The 20,682-nt window shown below is 35.3% G+C and carries 14 protein-coding genes and 1 riboswitch; of the genes, 4 read left to right on the top strand and 10 right to left on the bottom strand.

Annotated elements, in window-relative coordinates:
- Nucleotides 1-66 precede the first annotated feature (66 nt).
- Entirely contained in the window at nt 67-540 is a 474-nt protein-coding gene (locus tag CQ022_RS15760) for a hypothetical protein (RefSeq protein ID WP_123864449.1), read from the top strand.
- A 51-nt stretch (nt 541-591) separates the two neighbouring features.
- Nucleotides 592-1,056 (top strand): hypothetical protein, encoded by a 465-nt coding sequence (locus CQ022_RS15755; RefSeq protein WP_123864448.1) that lies wholly within the window; start codon nt 592-594, stop codon nt 1,054-1,056.
- A gap of 61 nt (nt 1,057-1,117) precedes the next feature.
- On the opposite strand, the gene CQ022_RS15750 is transcribed toward CQ022_RS15755, so the two are convergent.
- Both CQ022_RS15750 and CQ022_RS15745 read right to left on the bottom strand, forming a co-directional pair.
- Nucleotides 1,118-2,611 (bottom strand): RagB/SusD family nutrient uptake outer membrane protein, encoded by a 1,494-nt coding sequence (locus tag CQ022_RS15750; protein ID WP_105683277.1) that lies wholly within the window; start codon nt 2,609-2,611, stop codon nt 1,118-1,120.
- Nucleotides 2,612-2,628: 17 nt separating this feature from the next.
- On the bottom strand, nt 2,629-5,562 hold the full coding sequence (locus CQ022_RS15745) for a SusC/RagA family TonB-linked outer membrane protein (protein ID WP_105683276.1): 2,934 nt from the start codon (nt 5,560-5,562) through the stop codon (nt 2,629-2,631).
- A gap of 83 nt (nt 5,563-5,645) precedes the next feature.
- A riboswitch (SAM riboswitch) is annotated at nt 5,646-5,744 on the bottom strand.
- 245 nt (nt 5,745-5,989) lie between these two features.
- Here CQ022_RS15745 and CQ022_RS15740 point away from each other — a divergent pair.
- Together CQ022_RS15740 and CQ022_RS15735 are read left to right on the top strand one after the other, a co-directional pair.
- On the top strand, nt 5,990-6,397 hold the full coding sequence (locus CQ022_RS15740; RefSeq protein ID WP_105683275.1) for a type II 3-dehydroquinate dehydratase: 408 nt from the start codon (nt 5,990-5,992) through the stop codon (nt 6,395-6,397).
- 65 nt (nt 6,398-6,462) lie between these two features.
- The gene (locus CQ022_RS15735; protein WP_105683274.1) at nt 6,463-6,900 is read left to right on the top strand and encodes a hypothetical protein; all 438 of its coding nucleotides are present in this window, start codon (nt 6,463-6,465) and stop codon (nt 6,898-6,900) included.
- Nucleotides 6,901-6,949: 49 nt separating this feature from the next.
- Here the strand turns inward: CQ022_RS15735 and pckA are convergent, their stop codons facing one another.
- From pckA to CQ022_RS15695, 8 genes are all read right to left on the bottom strand, one after another.
- Entirely contained in the window at nt 6,950-8,566 is a 1,617-nt protein-coding gene (gene pckA / locus CQ022_RS15730) for a phosphoenolpyruvate carboxykinase (ATP) (RefSeq protein ID WP_079240179.1), read from the bottom strand.
- A 127-nt stretch (nt 8,567-8,693) separates the two neighbouring features.
- Nucleotides 8,694-9,599 carry a GYDIA family GHMP kinase gene (locus CQ022_RS15725; RefSeq protein WP_105683273.1) on the bottom strand — a complete coding sequence of 302 codons (906 nt, stop codon included), beginning with the start codon at nt 9,597-9,599 and terminating at the stop codon, nt 8,694-8,696.
- An 11-nt stretch (nt 9,600-9,610) separates the two neighbouring features.
- Nucleotides 9,611-10,486 carry an ACP S-malonyltransferase gene (fabD, locus tag CQ022_RS15720; protein ID WP_105683272.1) on the bottom strand — a complete coding sequence of 292 codons (876 nt, stop codon included), beginning with the start codon at nt 10,484-10,486 and terminating at the stop codon, nt 9,611-9,613.
- A gap of 70 nt (nt 10,487-10,556) precedes the next feature.
- Nucleotides 10,557-12,527: a LysM peptidoglycan-binding domain-containing protein gene (locus CQ022_RS15715; RefSeq protein WP_228421741.1), complete on the bottom strand. Its 1,971-nt coding sequence runs from the start codon at nt 12,525-12,527 to the stop codon at nt 10,557-10,559.
- A 38-nt stretch (nt 12,528-12,565) separates the two neighbouring features.
- Nucleotides 12,566-14,152, bottom strand: a complete 1,587-nt coding sequence (gene bshC, locus CQ022_RS15710) for a bacillithiol biosynthesis cysteine-adding enzyme BshC (protein WP_105683270.1) — start codon at nt 14,150-14,152, stop codon at nt 12,566-12,568.
- A 12-nt stretch (nt 14,153-14,164) separates the two neighbouring features.
- Nucleotides 14,165-16,102, bottom strand: coding sequence for a putative porin (locus CQ022_RS15705; protein ID WP_105683269.1), 1,938 nt, complete (start codon nt 16,100-16,102; stop codon nt 14,165-14,167).
- Between the two features lie 92 nt (nt 16,103-16,194).
- On the bottom strand, nt 16,195-17,634 hold the full coding sequence (locus CQ022_RS15700) for a RagB/SusD family nutrient uptake outer membrane protein (protein WP_105683268.1): 1,440 nt from the start codon (nt 17,632-17,634) through the stop codon (nt 16,195-16,197).
- A gap of 12 nt (nt 17,635-17,646) precedes the next feature.
- Nucleotides 17,647-20,442: a SusC/RagA family TonB-linked outer membrane protein gene (locus CQ022_RS15695; protein WP_105683267.1), complete on the bottom strand. Its 2,796-nt coding sequence runs from the start codon at nt 20,440-20,442 to the stop codon at nt 17,647-17,649.
- Nucleotides 20,443-20,682: the final 240 nt, after the last annotated feature.

Raw genomic sequence — 20,682 nt, 5'->3', positions numbered from 1 at the left:
TCCAATTATTATTTGTTAGCTTTGTATTTCACAAAACTATTAGTTCCAATACCTCTATTAATCTGAATGAGTCTGTTTACAACAAAATTATTTCTCACAGCTTGCCTTTGCTTCATCATATCATCCTGTGAACAAAAAGAAGTATTGGCCAAAGACATTTCCATTGCAACAGAAAACAGGAATTTATCAACTCTCAAAGGCACGGATATTTATAATACTCTATTATATACAGAACCGAACACTTCAGATACCCTCCGATTCAAACTTACAGAGCAGGATTGGATTATTTTAAAAGAAAGTTTTGAGAAGAATCAGCTCTACCTGATTGACAATACTACAAAAATTGGGGAAAGGGTACATTCCATCTACATGCCGCATAATATTAAAATCAAAACCAACAAAAGGCTCTTATCTGTACAGTATCGCTTCTTCATTGGGGAAAAGGAAAATTTTGATCATATAAAAAGTGAAAAATTTAAAAAGTTCTTGAAGACTTTTGATTCTTTGGTATATTACAGATCAAAAAAACACTCCAATTAAGATTATGAATCTTAATATAATCATGGAATACCATCCCATAATAAATATAATATGAAACTTTTTTTATTAGCAATATGCCTTGCCGTTTTTTCTTGCACATCCAAAGTTAAGGAAGGCGCAGAAATGACTATATACAATGAAACAAATTCCGATATTTTTATCATAGACAAATTTCACTTTGATAATACGGACTATTCCAAACCCTTTGATATATTTTCATATGGCTATGATAGTTCCAATACAAAAGAAATTACACCTTATTTAAAGCCCGAATATGTTACGATGTACACAAACAAAACATTATTTTTTCCTTTAGGAGATTATGATAACAATAAGGTTTATAAGACTTTAATATTTTATTTTATTAAGAGAGAAAATCTGAGGAAAACCAAACAGGAAATACTCACCAATAAATTATATGACAGTATAGATATAAGCTTAAGCAAATTCCACAAGGAGGGTAATGATAATCATATGCATATAAAAGAAAACAAGGTTGAATTTAAAAATTATTAATAAAAAAACCACCGCAAAAGCAGTGGCTTAAAAAATCAAATCTAATTATAAGTATGTCCTCTTATAAATTCGGGTTATTTTCAGATTCCCTTTGTGGAATACTGAATAGATAATAATTACTGTTTGGTGTGAAAGCAGATTTATCCGGAAAATCGAGAACAGAATGCCCCCTACCATCTACTGTTTTCACCGTACCATCTGGTGTAGTAATCTGAACTTTTATCGGTTTGCCATCAGCATCTACAAACGGTTTTCTTACCACCGTTCCTTGAGTTCTGATAATATCTGAAAGGGAGAAACCTTCTCCAAACAATTCTTTTCTTCTTTCAACCAGAACTGCTGCTACAACCTCATTCTGTGATAATGAACCATTATAAATATTGGCATTTCTGGCAGATTTCAACTGATTCAGAACAGCTACTGCCTGAGAGACATTTCCAGTTCTGGCTTCAGCTTCAGCTTCAATCAGATACATTTCAGCAGCTCTCATATAAACAATATCTGCAATAAGGGTTGGTTTAAATTTAAACTTAGCATACCTCAGCAATCCTTCTCTTCCTTTTTGTCCGTCCCATGAAAATAATTGAGATCTGATATCATTGCCATCGAAAAGATCTTTAAAATAAGGATCCGCCATAAAGCTGTAATAATAACTTCCTGATGAAGATACATCCAGATAATGGAAGGCATAACTTGCATCAGACTGTTCCTGCGTCTGTCCGTGTCCCCAGATCCATTCTGCATTGTTGATATCATTGAAGCCATCTTTATATTTTTCCGGAGCCATCAGCGGAAAACCTTCTCTTGCAATTTTTGCAGATGCAGAAGCTTTACTCCATTCCCCGGTATTCAGGTAAGTTCTTGCCAAAAGACCGTTCACTACGGCACGGTTGATCTTATCCTTGTTATTTCTCGTATAAGTTTTCAACAGGTTATCTGCATCCGTAAGATCACTTTTAATTAAAGTATAAATTTCTTCAAGACTTGCTCTCTTCTTCCCTACTGTAGTTGTTGTGGATGGTTCAGTATAAATAGGTGCTGTCAAAGCCGACTTATCTTTCAGATAACTGAACTGATAAAAACTTGCCAGATTCAGATAACAGAAAGCACGCAATGCTTTTGCCTGACCTTTCACCTGATTCTTTTTCTCCTGACTGCCTTCCGTTCCATCAATTCTTGTAATCACATTATTCATATTATTGATGGTGGAATACAACATCGTCCAGATAAATAAAGGTCTGCTTGCTGTACTGTTTACCATTTCAGTAAATGCATAGGTTGAAGCAAAACCATATTTATTAGTCAATACAGCCACATCACTTCCCATTGCATCACTGGCTCTTAAAACTGTGGAATATCCGATATTGGCATATGTTGTTCCGTCGTTATTAAATTTTGCCCACGTACCGTTTACTACAGTTTCTGCACTTTCAGCTGTTTTGAAAACTTCTACACTGCTAGCCTGATCAGTTGGTGCGGTATCAAGATCATTTTCACAGCTTGTCAGTGACAAAAATCCGATAACAGCAAATGATAGATATTTTAATTTTTTCATTGTTTCAATTTTAAAGGTTAAAGTGTTGCCTGAAGACCAAAAGTGATTGTTCTCATTGCCGGATATCTGTAATACGTTGTTCCGTCCAAAGCCTGTTCAGGATCCATTCCTTTATGTTTATAGAAGGTCAGAAGATTTTCTGCCTGGATATAAATTCTGAATTTCTTAAGTCCTATTTTCTCAAAATAATCCTCGGGAAGTGTATATCCTAAGCTTACATTTTTAAGTCTCGCATACGTTCCGGAGTAAAGGAATCTTGAAGAGGTTGAGGTCCAGTTATTCGTTGTTGTACTTAATCCAGGAACATCTGTATAAGGATTTTCCGGAGTCCATCTGTTTAGCATTTCAGCGCTCCACGCACGTCCTCCCGCACTTCCGTTATGCATGATGGAAGTATAATCGGTATCTAAAATTTTTCCTCCGATTTTGAATGTCAGTAATCCTGAAAAATCAAAATTCTTATAGGTGATACTGGTACTGATTCCTCCTGTCAGTTTAGGTAAGGCTGAACCTTGTAACAACTTTGTGGCTTTTGAATACTCTGAAGTCGTTCCTTCTACCGAATTTCCGCTGGCATCGGTAGCAACTGTTTTCCACAAAGGCTTTCCATTACTTGGATCAACTCCAGCCCATTCCGGAATAAAGAAGTCGTATACCGAACCTCCTACTGTCAACAGCTTAGTTCCTACCACAAGAGAACCTCCGGGTAATTTCGTTACCTTATTGTTTAAAGTACTCAGATTCACATCTACATTCCACTGGAAATTATCATTCTTAATGGGTGTTGTGAATAATGAAAATTCAAATCCTGTATTCTGAATGGTTCCGATATTCGCCGGATAATCACTGATTCCCAATGATGGTGCTACAGGCATATTAAACAAAAGGTCCTGACTTTTTCTTTTAAAATATTCGATATTTCCTTTAACTCTGTTATTCAGAATTGCGAATTCCAATCCTACATTTAAATTAAGATTGGTTTCCCATTTCACATTATTGGTAGACGTTTTTTCCAGCGTTGTTCCCGGTTCTCCACCAAGACTGATAAATCTGTACAACTCCTGATATGCATAATAAAGCGGCTGTCCGTTTGGTCTAAGCAGTTTATCATTTCCTTGTCCTCCATAGCTGGCACGCAATGTCAATTGATTGAAAACATTTAAACTTTTGACAAATTCTTCATTTGAAATTTTCCATGAACCTCCTACTGACCAGAATCTTCCCCATCTGTTATCTTTTGCAAATCTCGAAGAGCTGTCTGCCCTTCCTGATGCAGATAAGAAATAGGTATTGTTATAATCATACTCTACTTTTCCAAGGAAACTCAATAAACTCAATTTATTACTGTTTCCGCTGAAACTTCCCAGTAAAGAAGCGGCATCCGGCTCATAATAGTAAGGCAGTGAGAACTGACTTCTTGTTCCGGAGATTGTCTGATAATCATATTTGTAGAATTCGTGTCCTGCTAATGCATTTACATGATGTTTTCCAAACTTTTTATCATACGTCAGAATATTACTGGTTGTATAAGAAAGCGTTCTGGTATTGGTTTTCGTCACCGATCCTCCAATCTCTGCGCCTTGCCCCAATAATGGATTTGAATAATAATGTCCGTTATAATTCACCAAATCCACAGAGAAACTCGTCTTGAATTTTAGCTCCGGCAAGAAAGTAAATTCCATGAATCCTTTCCCTGAAAAGTTATCCTCTTTATTTTCGTTTTTGTCTAATGGTAAGGTTGCTGCGGCATTTTGATTCTGAAGCGCATTCGTGGGTCTGTATTTTCCAAAATCATAAATCGGGTTTCCATCAGCATCCAAAATATAAGTTCCATCTGCATTTCTTTCATAATAAGGATAGAATGAAGGAATAAATCTTGCGGCATTGATGATGTTACTGGCCTTGGAATCTGAAGAAGTAGGTGCCTGCTGAATACTGTTTGTATAACTTAAGTTCACCCCAACATTCAGCCATTTTTTTACTTCAGAATTGATTTTCAATCGGGTATTATATCTTTTATATCCTGATTCAATTGCCATTCCTTTATCATCCAGATACCCCAGAGAGAAGAAATAATTACTTTTCTCACTTCCTCCGCTGATATCAAGATCCACCTGATTTCTTGAAGCCACTCTCTGCAAGATATCTCTCCAGTCATCATTCCAAAGTGGTGATGCACCAGGTAATAGTTTTCCATCTGTACCTATCGGTTTTGGATAAGCTGTCCCATATGGATTAATGCCCAATGAAGAAACAAGATTGTCTGTTGCCATCTGCGCAGCTTGCTGAGAAGAAACTTTCCCGGATTGATATCCATTTCTCAATGCTTCCCAATATAATTGAAAGTATTGATCTGTATTTACCTGTTCATAGTCTTTTACGGCTCTTCCGGAAAATCCCTGACTGATATTAAAATTAACTTTTGCTTCCCCTTTTTTACCTGATTTTGTAGTAATGATAATGATCCCATTTGCTCCTCTTGAACCATACAAAGCACTTGCTGTAGCATCTTTCAGAACACTTATAGATTCGATATCGCTGGGACTGATAGAGTTCAGATTTCCATCAAAAGGAATTCCATCCACTACATATAACGGATCACTGGAAGCGCTTATTGAACCAATTCCTCTGATTCGGATCGTGGAAACAGCACCCGGCTGGCCTGATGCACTGGTAGTCTGAATCCCTGCAACCTGTCCTTCTAATGCTTTCGTAATATTCGTTACAGGTCTGTTATTGATTTTATCACTGGAAATTGTAGCTACGGAACCGGTATAGCTGTTTCTTTTCGCTTTTCCGTAAGCTACCACTACTACTTCATCAATTTCTTTTTCATGAAGGCTATCTTTTTTCGGTTTGGAATTCTGTGCATTTACACTGGTAATTCCCAGAAAAAAAGCAGCAACCGGAGGTATCCAAGCTTTAGAATTAAATAAAGTTTTACTAATCATAATCAATTTTATTTATCATATATTAAAATTTAGCCCTTTGCAGAAAAGTCAGCAAAGGGCATCGATAAATACGATAAACCAAATGCTTATTTTTCCTTAAAAGGCTGAACGTAACACCTTGCCCAATGGGTAGGTTGTTAAGACTTCACGGGGTCAGTTCCCTCCATCTTTCTTTATAAGCCGATCGAAATATGTTTGCAAAGCTAAAAACTTTTAGTCTACAAAACAAGTAGACTTATTTATTTTTCATGATAAATTTCTAATAATTAACATAAAATTTTAATAAAACTCATTACAATAAGGAGTTGTAGCCGTTACCATTTATTCAAACATGACAAATATCATTATTAATAATTCAATGGAACAAATATTTGAGGACACCATAATTTTTGTATTATTAATTGAAAAAACTTTTTAATTTTATAGTATGAAAGTTTTGATTATAAATGGGCCTAATCTCAATCTTTTGGGCACCCGCGAACCGGAAATTTATGGAAGTATTTCCATGGAAAGTTATTTGGAAAATTTAAAATCCGAGTTTCAGTCTCATGAAATACAATATTACCAGTCCAATATTGAGGGCGAGCTTATCAACAGACTTCAGGAGGATAATTTTGATGCAGTGGTGATTAACCCGGGAGCATTTACCCATTATTCTTATGCTATCGCTGATTGTTTAAAGAATATCCGCAAGCCAAAAGTAGAAGTACATATCAGTAATATCTACAAAAGAGAAGAATTCCGCCAGAAATCTGTAACGGCAGCTAATACGGATGCAGTTTTATCTGGCTTTGGAATGGATGGATATAGATTGGCTATATTAAGTTTGAAGTAATTTATACTTTTCCCACAGATCGCGCAGATTTTCACAGATAATTAAGGATAGTAAGAAAATAATTGATGAAGATAAAGGATAAGATTTATTGTAAAATCATTGGGCCGTATTCCGGGCAATTAACGAAGAGAAAATCTTATATTATCGAAGAAATCAACGTTGAAAATATAAAAATCTGGAATGATGAGGGAAAACTTAGGTGGTATTCAAAGTTATATTTCAGTGCAGATAAAGAATCAGAAATCATTTCCATTCATATAGATGATGAAATAGAAAATGTTGAAGCTGATGCTATAGAAGTAACCATTGAATTTTCCAACAAAGTAAAATACTGGATGACTTTCACTACTCCAAAGTATTTAGATAAGATATTGGACGAAGAATCTTATTTTTCTTCAAAACATTTTATGATCATAAAACATTTAACTGAAGAATCAATCAAATCAACAGTCTTAAAACTTGATGAGCAGGATGAATTGATTGAAAACTGTCAAAAATATTAATAAAAAAGCCTCATCAATGATGAGGCTTTTTTTATGTTATAGAGAACTATTAAATAGTCTGTTCCTGTAACTGAGGTCCTGAAGCAACTAATTTCTTACCTTCTTCAGTATCACAATACTGCTCAAAGTTTTTGATATATCTTGAAGCAAGATCTTTTGCTTTTTCTTCCCATTCTGAAGCGCTTTCATAGGTATCTCTAGGATCTAAAATACCTGTAGAAACGTTTGGCAATTCAGTAGGAATCTCAAGATTCATGATTGGAACCTGAGTTTTAGGAGCGTTATCGATAGATCCGTCAATGATTGCATCAATGATTGCTCTTGTATCTTTCAGAGAAATTCTCTTTCCTGTACCATTCCAACCTGTATTTACCAAATATGCTTTAGCTCCGTGCTCTTGCATTTTACCGATCAATGTTTTAGAATACATTGTTGGGTGTAATGTAAGGAATGCTTCACCAAATGCAGGTGAGAAAGATGGTTGAGGTTCTGTAATTCCTCTTTCTGTTCCAGCTAGTTTTGATGTATAACCGCAAAGGAAGTGGTATTGAGCCTGATCTTCATTCAAGATGGAAACTGGAGGAAGTACTCCGAATGCATCTGCTGAAAGATAAACAATCTTCTTAGCATGACCAGCTTTAGAAGGCAATACAATTTTGTTGATATGATAAATTGGATAAGAAACTCTTGTATTCTCAGTGATTGATCCGTCTGTATAATCTGCTACTCCATTGTTCACAACAACGTTTTCAAGAAGTGCATCTCTTTTAATAGCAGCAAAGATATCCGGTTCTTTTTCTTCAGATAAGTCGATCACTTTAGCGTAGCATCCACCTTCATAGTTAAATACTCCGTTGTTATCCCAACCATGCTCGTCATCACCAATAAGATATCTTTTCGGATCTGCAGACAGAGTCGTTTTTCCTGTACCTGAAAGACCAAAGAATAAAGCTACATCACCTTTTTCTCCTACGTTAGCAGAACAGTGCATTGAAGCCATCCCTTTTAATGGAAGGTAATAGTTCATCATGGCGAACATCCCTTTTTTCATTTCACCTCCGTACCATGTACCTCCGATGATCTGTAGTTTTTCAGTAAGGTTGAACATGATGAAGTTTTCAGAATTCAATCCTTGAGCTTCCCAGTTAGGGTTTATTGTTTTAGAACCGTTGATTACTGTGAAATCAGGCTCTCCAAAGTTTTCAAGCTCATAGTGAGAAGGGCGGATAAACATATTAGTAACAAAATGCGCCTGCCATGCTACTTCAACGATAAATCTTACTTTAAGTCTCGTATCTGCATTCGTTCCGCAGAATGTATCTACTACATAGATCTTTTTAGATTCAGCAAGCTGGTTCAGCACTAGTTCTTTACAAGAACCGAAAATTTCTGCAGTAGTAGGTAAGTTTACTTTACCATCCCAGAAAATTGTATCTCTTGTAACATCATCCTGAACAATATATCTGTCTTTAGGTGAACGACCTGTGAAAATTCCTGTTTTTACTGACACCGCGCCAGATTCCGTAAGTTCAGCTTTCTCAAATCCCTGATTTTCAGAAGAAACTTCAGCCTGGTATAATTCTTCATAAGAAGGATTATACACTACTTCATAGTTTCCTTTAATCCCCAATTTCTCTAAATCCTGGATGATTTTAGTGTTTTTCATTTTACTTATATTTTCTATTTCTTTATTGACTTCAACAAAAATAATATTAATTATTTGTTAAAGGTGGTTTAAATATACTGATATAAGTCAGAATGGCAAATAAAAAAACAGGATTGTAATAAACTGATTACAAGTCGATTATATTTTCCCATTCAAAAACCGAAGGAAAACCTTTCTCCCAAAAATAGTTCTTATAGTCCCCAAATTTGGCACTCATTACAAAATCTCCGCCCCATGCCCCTAAACTTTTGACAAAAGAAGGGCAATCTGAGAACAGTTTCTCTTTAACTGTGGAAATTTCAAGAAAATTAGCGATTTTATGTTCATGAATCATCATTAATTCAGAAAAATTTTCCAATTCATTACATAACAATATTTTTTTTGTAAGATCAGAAAATTCACTAACCAATTCCGGAGACTTCTTTTTTGACATGTAAAAATTGATTCCTTCTCTGCTATCCTGTTTCTGATTTAAGTGAATAAAAATCAACTCATTTTTAAAAGAAGGATTGAAATTAACCTTTTCATATTTTATTTCAGGTTTACTTTGGAAAAGAACGGCAGCCTTTTCTTTCGCCACCGCAATGTCATATCCACTTCCTCCCAAGCTGATAGAGTTAAGATGAAAAGGATCAATCTCTGCCCATTCTGAAAGATTATTCATCAGGGTAGAACTACTCCCAAGTCCGTAATCTGCCGGAAACTGAAGATTGGTTTTTAAATGATAAGTAAGATCAGTTTTGAATTTACTATTAGAAAGCTGCTGAACATTTTGTAATGTTTTGGTAATAAATTCAGCGCTTGATGGAATGTTGGTTTCTAAGATCTGCCATGTTTTATAATCAATAACAGCTTTCAACCATAATGTATTCTGATGATAAGCCTCCCAGATAATCAGAGATTTTTTATCATCTGTTTCTTCAAAAAAAAACTCTTGTCCCAGCTTGGTAGGTACCGCTAAGACAAGAGCTCCATCGATTGCGAAATATTCTGAAGTAAGCATAAGCTTGCCCGGTGAAAATATCGCGTTCATATATTTTTAAATTAGATTGCAGAAGTAGATTCTACGGATCCGTCAATTTTCTTGATCAATCCCTGAAGGGTTTTTCCCGGTCCAACTTCAACGAAATTAGAGGCACCGTCTTTAATCATGTTCTGGACAGATTGTGTCCATTTTACAGGACCGGTAAGCTGAGCGATCAGATTTTGTTTGATCTCATCAGGATTTGTTACCGCTGTTGTAGTGATATTCTGGTATACAGGAATAGTTGCTTTTCTGAATTTTGTTTTTTCAATAGCTGCTGCCAGTCTTTCCTGTGCAGGCTGCATTAATGGTGAGTGGAAAGCTCCGTTTACCGGTAACAGCAATGCTCTTTTAGCTCCTGCTTCTTTCAGCTTTACACAAGCTTCTTCTACAGCAAGTGTTTCTCCTGAGATTACCAATTGTCCCGGACAGTTATAGTTTGCAGGAACAACAATTCCGCTGATCTGTGCACAAATTTCTTCCACCTTAGCATCCTCTAATCCTAAGATCGCTGCCATAGAACTTGGATTGGCGTCACAAGCTTCCTGCATCGCTTTTGCTCTTTCAGAAACTAATTTCAAACCGTCATCAAAAGATAAAACTCCGTTGGCAACTAAAGCTGAAAACTCTCCTAAAGAGTGTCCTGCTACCATTTCAGCGCCAAGACCATTTACGGCTTTTAATGCGGCTACTGAATGTATAAATATTGAAGGCTGGGTAACCTCTGTTTTCTTAAGATCCTCATCCGTTCCGCTGAACATCATGGAAAGAATGTCGAAACCTAAAATTTCATTGGCAGATTCCATCAGATCTTTAATATCTTTTCTAGAATCATACAATTCTTTTCCCATTCCTACGAACTGAGAACCCTGCCCTGGAAATACAAGTGCTTTCATGTATTGAATTAAATATTATGCAAATATAACTATAATGTTAACAATATTCTTTTAAACAGTTATAAATCATTTAAGGTACCAACCTGATTACTCTATAACCAGTATTTACATAAGCACCATTAGCTTTAGATTTTACAAACTCAAATTTTGTAGCAAGCTGAGTCTGAACTTTATTCATCTGTTTAAATATCTCTCCTTTTTTATTTTCTCTGGTTAACATGTCATTGACAACATCAAAACCTACGATAGCATATTTTGGTGGAGTTTTGCAGTATTTGCTTTTATAAGCAGCCAGAATTTCTTTCTCAAAATTACCGTCAGTATTAATCTTTCTATCCATCAGATATACCAGACTTGCCTGACTCAGCTCATCTACTTTCTTTTCAAAAACTGGAGAATAGAACATACTGAAGGCTTTTACTCCCTGTACTTCTTTAGAAACAGCGATTATTCTGCTGGCAAAAGCATCGCCTGCTGCATTATCATCATTCGCTAAAATAGCAATAACCGGAGCAGATTGTCCTGTCATCATATTCTGATCAGGCTGAATATCTGCCGGAGAATTCACAATAATGATATTAGGATTTTTCACCGCTTTTTCAAGTCCTGCTTTGATATAGTTGGCATTTTCTTTTTTAGGATCTGCCACGATATATATTTTCTGATCCGAATACGTACCTTTTACTTCTTCTACAATCTTGTCAGCATAAGTCTGATTGTTCGTTTCTACGATAATAAGATTGCTGTAGTTATAGAGTTCCGGAGTATTGGCAAATGGTGCTACTACCGGGATTTTCTGATTTTTTGTAAAATCAAGAACATCAATTACATTGGATTTGAAGAATGGACCGATAATAAGATCTGTATTATCCGGATTAATCTGTGTCAAAGAATTTTTAAATGAAGCTTCATTTCCTGAGTCTACTACTTTGATATCCAGTTTTTGTCCACCTCTTGCATTTCTTTCGATGGCAAGCTTAGCTCCTGTCAAAAAGTCAAGGGCCATTCCTCTGTATTGGGTTTCGTTTGTACTGTACCCGAAAGGAAGCATTAGGATAACACTTAAAGCATCCCCGTTTTTCTTCACATAAGCAGCATCCTGCTTCTTGATTTTTAGAACCATTCCGGTCTTCAAGCCATGTGAAAGGTCTGGGTTCAGAGCAATAAGCTCATCTATGGAAACACCAAATTTATTAACGATAGAGAATACTGTATCTCCCTGCTGAACTGTATAGGTAACATAATCATCTCCTGCTACAACATTGGAAGCAGCGGTTGATTTTTCGTTCCCGGAATCCATTTTTGCTTTTGGATTTGAAGGTTCAGTAGGCGTGTCAGTATTGGTATTATTTGTAGTGGATGTTTTTATTTTAATGGTATCCCCAGGCTTAAGTCCTTTTTCTTCCAATCCTGGATTTAAAGCAAAAAGATCCTGCTGGCTGATGCCAAACTGTTTTGTAATTCTGTAATAGTTATCTTTAGACTGAATCACATAAGACTCTCCTTCTACAGCAGTGGTAACAGTGGTAGGTGTAATGGTCGTTATGTTTTTTTCCACGGCAGGTTCAGCATGTTTTTCTCCTGATACAGCCTGTTGCTCTCCGCCATATTTTTTTATGCTTGCAAGAGGTAAAGTAATCTCGTCCCCGATTTTCATGTGAGAATCCAGCTCAGGATTCAATTTTCTTAAATCAGTTTCGGAAATTCTGTATTGTTTTGTAATACCATAGATTGTTTGCTTTGGTAGTAAAACAATTTTACCTAGAGAAGAAGCACTTGTAATTGAAGTTACTTTTTCTGCTGGAGCTGTTTTTGTCACAACCGGAGTGGCTGCTTTATCTGATTTTATTGTTAAAACATCTCCGATAGCCAATTTGCCATCTTTATGTTTTGGGTTTAGCTTCAGCAATTCATCTACAGTCATTCCATACTTTTTGGCAATGTTGTAAGGATTATCACCTTGCACAACCGTATGTGATTTCTGGGCTGAAACTCCCAAAACCATACATAAACTGGATAGAATAAAAAACCTCTTTATCATATTCGATAATTATAATTTACAAAAATACTTCTTTAAAATTAAATGGCAACAATTATTAATTTGGAATCATCAACCACCATTTCTTCCAAACAATTTTCAAGCCACGAATATCCATAATCTGAAAAGAATACACTAAAGTTATATACTCTTTCCTGCCATGTTTTAGCAGGATGAACATCTAAAAACAGATTTTCAAGTCTTTCCAGCAATTCATTCTGTTTTATTTTTTCAGCATGAAGCAGGCGTTTCTTCATTCTTTTAAATGATTTTAATTGCCGTACCTCTTCTGCCTTCACCATATTTCCAAAGGATTTCTCAGTAGTTTCAGCAGCTCCTTTCAACTCCGAAAAATTACGGATCAGCAATTCTTCTTTTTCTTCCAACAGCTGCAAAATAGAGTTATCTTTTAAAATCTTCTGATTGGTAAGTACCGTGAAGTTCTGAAAAAAGTCGTCTATTTTAAGATCCAGTTTCTCAATCTTCCCTATTATTTTCTCCTTCAGGAAAAGCATAGAGTTTCTTGGAATCAGAATAGGGAAAGGAATCATAATTTTTGAGAAATAATCTTTCAGTTCCAGCCAGTACATGATTTCGGCATTTCCACCGATATAAGCCAGGTTTGGCAATACATTTTCCTGGTACACCGGGCGCATTAATGCGTTGGGACTGAATTTTTCAGGATGATTTTCCAATTCAGCCAGAATCTCCTCTTCAGTAAACTGAATTGCTTTATCTACAATGATATATTTCTGTCCGTTATATTCAATTCTGTCTCTGGTATCAGAAAGGTAGAAAAGGTTTATTTCACGAGGATTCACCTGAACCTTTCCATATTTCTCTGTCAGAAAATCTACTTTATCTTTAGCTATTTTTTGTAGGCTGAAGTTCAGAAGCTCATCTTTAAAAATTGTCTTCATCTGCTCTTTAAGCTCCTTAGAATCTCCATCTACAATCAGAAGCCCGAATTCTGAAAAAAGACGGTTAACAAGAATCTTAATGGCCTCCGTTAAGGTATTTCCTGTTTTGTAAGCTTCCTTCATCATTAAGATCAGCTCTGTTCCGAAAATAGAATCTTTAAATTCTTTTTCAAATTCCGAAATAAAATAGGTATTACTGATTTCAATTCGACCTACCGGACCTCCAGATTTCTCATTGGTTTCGTAATAATTATTTTCGGTTTTAAAATGATTGATCTCAGCAAAGTCATGATCCTCTGAAGCCATCCAATACACCGGAACAAAATTAAAATCCGGGAAATTTTCTTTCAGATAGCTGCATGTCTTGATGGTCTGAAGAATTTTATACACAAAGAACACAGGCCCTGAAAATAAATTCAGCTGATGTCCTGTTGTAATGGTGAATGTATTGGGCAGCTTACTATTTTCAATATTTTCTCTTTGCTTTGAAGAAAGGGAAAGGCTGGCAAGCTGGCCTTCGAACACCTCTGATAAAATGCTCCTTTTCTCTGCTGTGAAAGAATCTTTTTTCAGATGAATCTGCTGCCTGAAATGATCTAGGGAAAATGTATTATTTTCAAAACCCTCAATTTTTTGATTTAAAAAATCTTTTACCAGCTGAGGAATGCTTTCTATATCGTTAAATGATATTTTATTAATTGTTTTCAACCTGTATAGTTTTTAGTTGAACAAATACCACACAATTCCAATATTCAATCTGAAATCATACACCGGATAATGTGGAAATGCATATGCTTTGTTATTGGAAATAACAGTTCCTATCTGTTGACCCTCTATGAAAAAGAACATTTTTTTCACTTTCATATTAATATAGATATCGGCGATAGGCTGTCCTCCAATTGAAAATGAATTGGCGTTAGGAAGGATATATTCGTTAAGAACTGGGAAATAATCTCTTGATGCAAATTTAGAAAAATAGTATACTTTAACTCCTGCCTGAATTTCTGCTGCTTTTTTGAAAGCCTGCGTCTGATAGAAGAAATTGGCTCTCCCAATAAAGCCTGGCATAGGAAGCAGTTCTTTGTTTGTTAAAGTATTCTGGAAATGCACTCTTGTATTCAGATGGAATTTGTTGAAGCTGAAAGTAGCATCTCCTCCAATCTGAGAGATATTCACTGAATTATTACTTTGCTTAGGACTTCCGTTACTATCAAAATAAGTATAGTTGTCAATTCTGAAGTAATTGGCAAAGATTTCTGTTTTAAACCATTTTAGATTAATACTTCCTCCCACTTCCATTACAGATTGGTTCTTTGCATTTTCAAGGTAGTAATTGAAATTATTGTAAACGGAAGTATTCAGTAAGTAATTGAATGAAGGGTAAGCACTCTGGAAGTTCACTTTTGCATTAACGAAATAATCTTTGATAGGTTCAAACTTCAGATTATTGGTTGTTTTCAGGTAACTTTTAAACTGGCTTCCGTTTGAAAATTCAAGGAATGAGTTCAGCTGGATTTTATCCCAAAGTTTTACCTGCAGGTTTCCTACAGCTCCGATTCTGTTTTCTTTTAGCTCACCAGGGAAAGGCACTCCATTAAGGGCAACAACATCTCTTATCCCTAATTTGATCATTTGATAGCGTACACCGGCATCCAGTTTGAATTTTTCATTATTAAAAATCAAGCTTACTGTATTACTGAAGTTTTCAGAGTATTTCTTAGTTGTCAGTGGAAAACCATTCACTAAATCCGTAGGAGCATCATACCAATAAGACTCCAATCCAGTTTGGTTATAATAATATTTATTCCCCTGATGAGAAATAATATGTCTTATGCTGAAAGGAAATTTCCCAGAGTTGAAAGGTGTAAACTGATGGCTCAGATAGTATCTTCTGTAAGAAAACTGCGAGCTTGAAGAGGCGAGATTTACCTGCGCATTTTGCCTGTTGCTATAATTACTGTCCCCATTCATAAACAGGTTATCCTCTGTAATACCACCACTTTCCTGATTGTTTACATTCTGGTGAAGATAGTGAGCAAAGAGCTCATAATTACCACTTTTTGAAACATAGTGTCCTGAGAACAGGGTATTATTATTTGCTGATAATGAGTTTCTGTAAAGTCCCTGAGAACGAAGTCCCATGTATTCAAGGGCAAAATTGAATCTTTTCCCAATGTTCTGGGTATAGGTAGACCTTAGAGCGGCTCCGTTTCGCATGGCATTGTGATAAACAAAGGTAGCAGTAGGCGTTTTTACATCGTAGTATTTCACATCATTTGCTCCAATAATCATATACGATTTATTGGATGGCAATAAGGAAAGGTTTTCCTCAGCATTCACTTCGAATACAAGAGGGTTAAATCCAGAGCCAATATTGGCAGGCTGTACTCTTCCAAAGTTATCTTTATTATTTTGTTGGGAAAAGATATACGTTTTATCAAAAGTCATTACCGTATCAAAAACTTTCTTTTCGGAAAACTGAGTCTGATACTGGTAATCATTAATGGTAGGTTTGAATATTTTCAGGGAATCTTTCTTCCCGGAATCAATCACAAGGGTATCTTCTTTCTGGGGTTGAGGCTTAGCGTCTGCTTTATTAACGACCTGAGCTTTGGCTACAAAACCTAAAGAGAAGAGTATGAAAAGGATGTACTTCATTATTCATTATTGTACAGCAAAAATAAGAAATAAAAGAACATAAAAAACCCCTGCTTTGAGCAGGGGTTCTATATTGAATGATTATTCTATGATTAATAACCAGGGTTTTGCTGAATCTGTGGATTGTTATCAATTGCTCCTTGAGGAATTGGTAATTGCCACTTATGACTTGCAACAGGAAGCGACAAAACAGTCGCAGGGTTTCCTGCTCCATTAGATTCCGGACCGAAGTTAGATCTTTGAATAGGTAGAGCAAGTCTCTTTAATGTAAAGAATCTGTCTGTTTCAAATGCTAACTCTAATCTTCTCTGTAACATAATTTCATTCCAAAGAGCTTGACCAGATTCTGTTCCAGGAACAAAACCAGAATATCTTTGAGCTCTTAATGTATTTAATAACCCTAGAGCTCCAGCTTCATTTCCTTTCTTATACATTGCTTCAGCAACATTTAAAAGTACTTCTGAAGTTCTTAAATACTTAACATCAACAGCTTCAATTGGCTTATCTGTAGCTTGCTTGTATTTAATTACGTTATTATAGTTCTTACCATTAAAAGGAGAAGTTATAATATAAGAAGATTTTCTGATATCTGTATCTACGAATTTAGTATATAGATCATAGTCAACAACATATTCTGATTTAATCTGACCTCCTACAGTCTGGTTATAAGCAGAACCTGTTTTAATGTTTTCAATACTTGAGTTCAATACTTTGAATAATACTCCATCAGTAGAAGTATCGTTCCAGATATTTTTGAAAGTTCCGATTGCTCCTACACTTGGTTTCAAAGCGATAGCTTTTTGTCCCCAAAGAATTGCATTATCATAGTCACCTTTATATAGATATACTCTTGATAACATACCTTGTACAGCAGCTTTTGTCAGTTTACCAACATTTGCTGATTGCGTAATGTTTTGTTCAGCAAAAAGTAAATCTCCAAGAATTCTGTCATAAACCTGATTTACGTTCAAGCTTCTTGTAGTTATTAAAAACGGATCAAATTTATCTACATATGCAATACCCATTGAAGTTCCTGCATCAGCAGACTGAGTAGGTATTTTACAATATCTTCTAACAATATCAAAGTGAGTAATTGCACGAAGACCTCTTGCTTCAGCTTCGATATTGGTTCTGAATGCTCCTGCAGGTAAGTTATTAATCTTATCAAGAACTGCATTAGCTCTAGCTGCCACAGCATAACCTGCTCCATACACAGAAGTAATCTCTCCTACGTTTCCAGCAAAGTTTAAGTTGTAACCATCATTATTAGATCTTCTTCCCTGAGGATTCTGAATTAAGTTATCTGAAAGAATATCTGGAATAATTACTTGGCTATTATCTCCAGCATAGTACCCTCCTGCTTTGAATGCATCATAAGCATAATCAACACCTCTTCTGAAATCTCCTTCAGTTGTATAATAGTTATCTACAATCAGTCTATCATTTGGCTGTACACTTAAATCATCCGTACAAGATGTTGCAGTGAAAGCAAGTGATGCAAATAATACTATTCTTACTATATTTTTTTTCATGATAAAATTGAATTAGAAGTTAACTTGCACTCCCATTAGGAATGTTCTTGTATTTGGATAGTTATATAAGCTTAAAGCTCCTGGAATAAATGCTCCATTGTTAATCTGAGTTTCAGAAGCTACAGCGATTTCTGGATCCCCTGTAAAGTTAGTCCAAAGCGCTAAGTTCTGACCAGAACCGTATACTCTGATACTGTTTACAGGAAGTTTCTCACCTAAGAATTTCTTATCAAATGTATATCCAATTTCTACTGATCTTAGTCTTACGAAATCTGTTTTTTGTAAGAATTGATCTGTTGTTTGAAGACCATTTACGTTAGGTTTTGGCAATACATCCTTATCACCTGGGTTTTTCCAGTAGTTAAATGCATCTGTGCTTAAGTTTTGGTTGTAAGCAGAGAAGTCAACAAGGTTTTGTCCTACAATATTGTAGCTATATCCTCCTGTCTGGAAAGAGAAATCTGCATTTAAGTCAAATCCTTTATATCTGAAAGTTGTTCCAAAACCTCCATAAGCACTTGGTAAAGTAGATTTTCCTGGTAAGAATTGAGCATCACCTGAGCTATATACATTGGTGATAGAACCATCAAGTTTGTAGTACAATGCATCTCCGTTAGTTGGATCTACCCCTGCACTTTTAACCATTTTAAATACTGTTGGCTCATTTCCGATGCTCATAAATGTGTAACCGTCTAAACTAAGCTGAGTGTTAGTTCCATACAAGCTCTTCACGTTATATTTAAGCATTGAAATATTTCCTCTTACAGACCAGTCAATATCTTTACTTCTGATGATGTCAATATTCAATTCAGATTCGAAACCTTTGATTTCAATATTTCCGGCGTTAGTAACACTCGAGAATAAATATCCTCCACCTTCATATTGAGTACTTGGAATTGCATAAAGGAAATCTTTTCTGTCATCCTTAAATACTTCCGCACTTAGTTTAACTCTGTTATTCCACATTACAAAGTCAACCCCTAAGTTTTGAGATGTTTTAGATTCCCATTTAAGGTTTTTATTTCCTACGTTATTAGAAGGACCTGATGTAGGATCTAAACCATAGTCACCAGATACAATAGAAATAAGGTTTTGGTAATCAGCAAGAGCAGAGATATTACCTGTTGTACCAATACTATATCTGAATTTAACATCATTGAAGAAAGGTACATCAAAGAAAGATTCTTTTGCTAAATTCCATGCTGCTGAAGCAGACCAGAAGTTACCATATTTGTTACCTTCTCCTAATCTTGAGTTTCCATCTCGTCTGATGGATCCTGATACGATATATCTATTAGCGTAGTTATAGTCAACAACTCCTAATAAACTCACGTAATTTGTTGTAGTTGTATTACCTGTAACAGCAAATGGAGTAGCTGCAGAACCTACGTCAGTAATATCTGGTCCTAGCATAACTCTTTTTGTACCAGATAAACTACCAAATTGTTCCTGGCTATATTCAAATGCAGCAACTGCAGATACTTTATGTTGTCCAAAAGATCTTGTAAAGTCGAATCTGTTGTTAAATACATATGTCCAGAAATCTGATCTAGTATCTCTGATACTTCCATCCGGATATCCATATACTTTAGCAATATCTGAACCTTTTCTTACAACATATTTGTTTTTTCTAAGGTCATAGATCGTACCGAAAGTAGATTTAAATGATAATCCTTTAAAGAATTCGTATGTACCAAAAACCTGTCCTGACAATCTAGTTCTCCAATCTGTTGTCACCTCATTTCTTCTAAGGTCAATTGGGTTAATAGAGTTTGTTGTAGGGTTAAATGAACCATTTGGATTATAAATTGGCTCATATGGATTCAATGAATATACTGAATAGAACGGGCTTAATGCGTTATATGAAAAACGCTGATCTTGGGTCTTAACATTTACGATACCAAAATCAAAACCTAACTTCATTTTATCAGTAATCTTCTGGTCGAAGTTAAATCTTGCATTATATCTTTTGAAACCCTCTAATTCTTGTAGGATCCCTGAGTCAGAATCATAACCGATAGAAGCATAATATGAGTTTTTATCTCCTCCACCTCTTACAGATAAGTTGTGGTATTGAATGCTTGAGTTTCTTAAAATTTCTTTTGACCAATCATGATCTTGTGCTAGCAACTGAGCTTTTTCCTGCTCTGTATAAAGCGGGTTTGGATTAATTCCAATAGTAGACATCTCATCTTCAAACTGAATCTTTTGTGCAGTATTCATCATTTTGAAGTTGATATCTTTTGGCTTATAAGCAAAACCAAATCTTGTATCGTATGTAATGGCAGGTTTTCCTAGTTTACCTCTTTTAGTAGTAACTACGATAACCCCGTTTGCTGCTCTCGCTCCATATACAGCTGTAGAAGCTGCATCTTTCAATTCTGTAACACTTTCAATATCTGTTGGAGGGATCGAGTTAAACTGACGTTGAGTCATGTAAACACCATCAACCACAAATAATGGATCAGATGCTCCTAAAGTAGAAGAAACGTTAATAGCTCCTCTAATTCTAATTGATCCTGGTTCTCCTGGCTTACCAGAGTTTGTAGACACCTGCAAACCTGACATCTTACCTTGAAGCATGTTCGTAATACCTGTACTTGAAGCTGACATTCTAGTTAATTCTTCACCAGATACTACAGAAACAGCTTGGGTAACTTCTTCTTTTTTCTTTTTTTGTACCCCAACTACAACAATCTCATCAATTACTTTAGTATTTGCTGTATCTTTTTTAGTTGTTTGCGCAAAAGCGGATTGTCCTAAAAAGAACATAACTCCTGCACTCAATACACATAATTTAACATTCATATTAACAAATTTTAATATATTTTAGCAACAAATATGTTAATAAATATTAACACTAGCAAATTTTTAACTTACATAAAATGAGATATTTTTAACAACAAACAGTGATTATAGCTTAAATTATAAATATATCGCAATTTTAAAAGGACAAAAAAGCTTAAAATTCAAACAAAACATAAAAACAAACACTTTAAATACCTAATTCATAAATTGATATTTTTTTATTTATAACCATTCTAAACT

It is taken from the genome of Chryseobacterium culicis, from assembly GCF_002979755.1.
GTDB classification, from domain to species: Bacteria; Bacteroidota; Bacteroidia; order Flavobacteriales; family Weeksellaceae; genus Chryseobacterium; species Chryseobacterium culicis_A.
The sequence above is the reverse complement of the archived record's forward strand: the minus strand, read 5'-3'. Positions and strand labels throughout refer to the sequence as shown.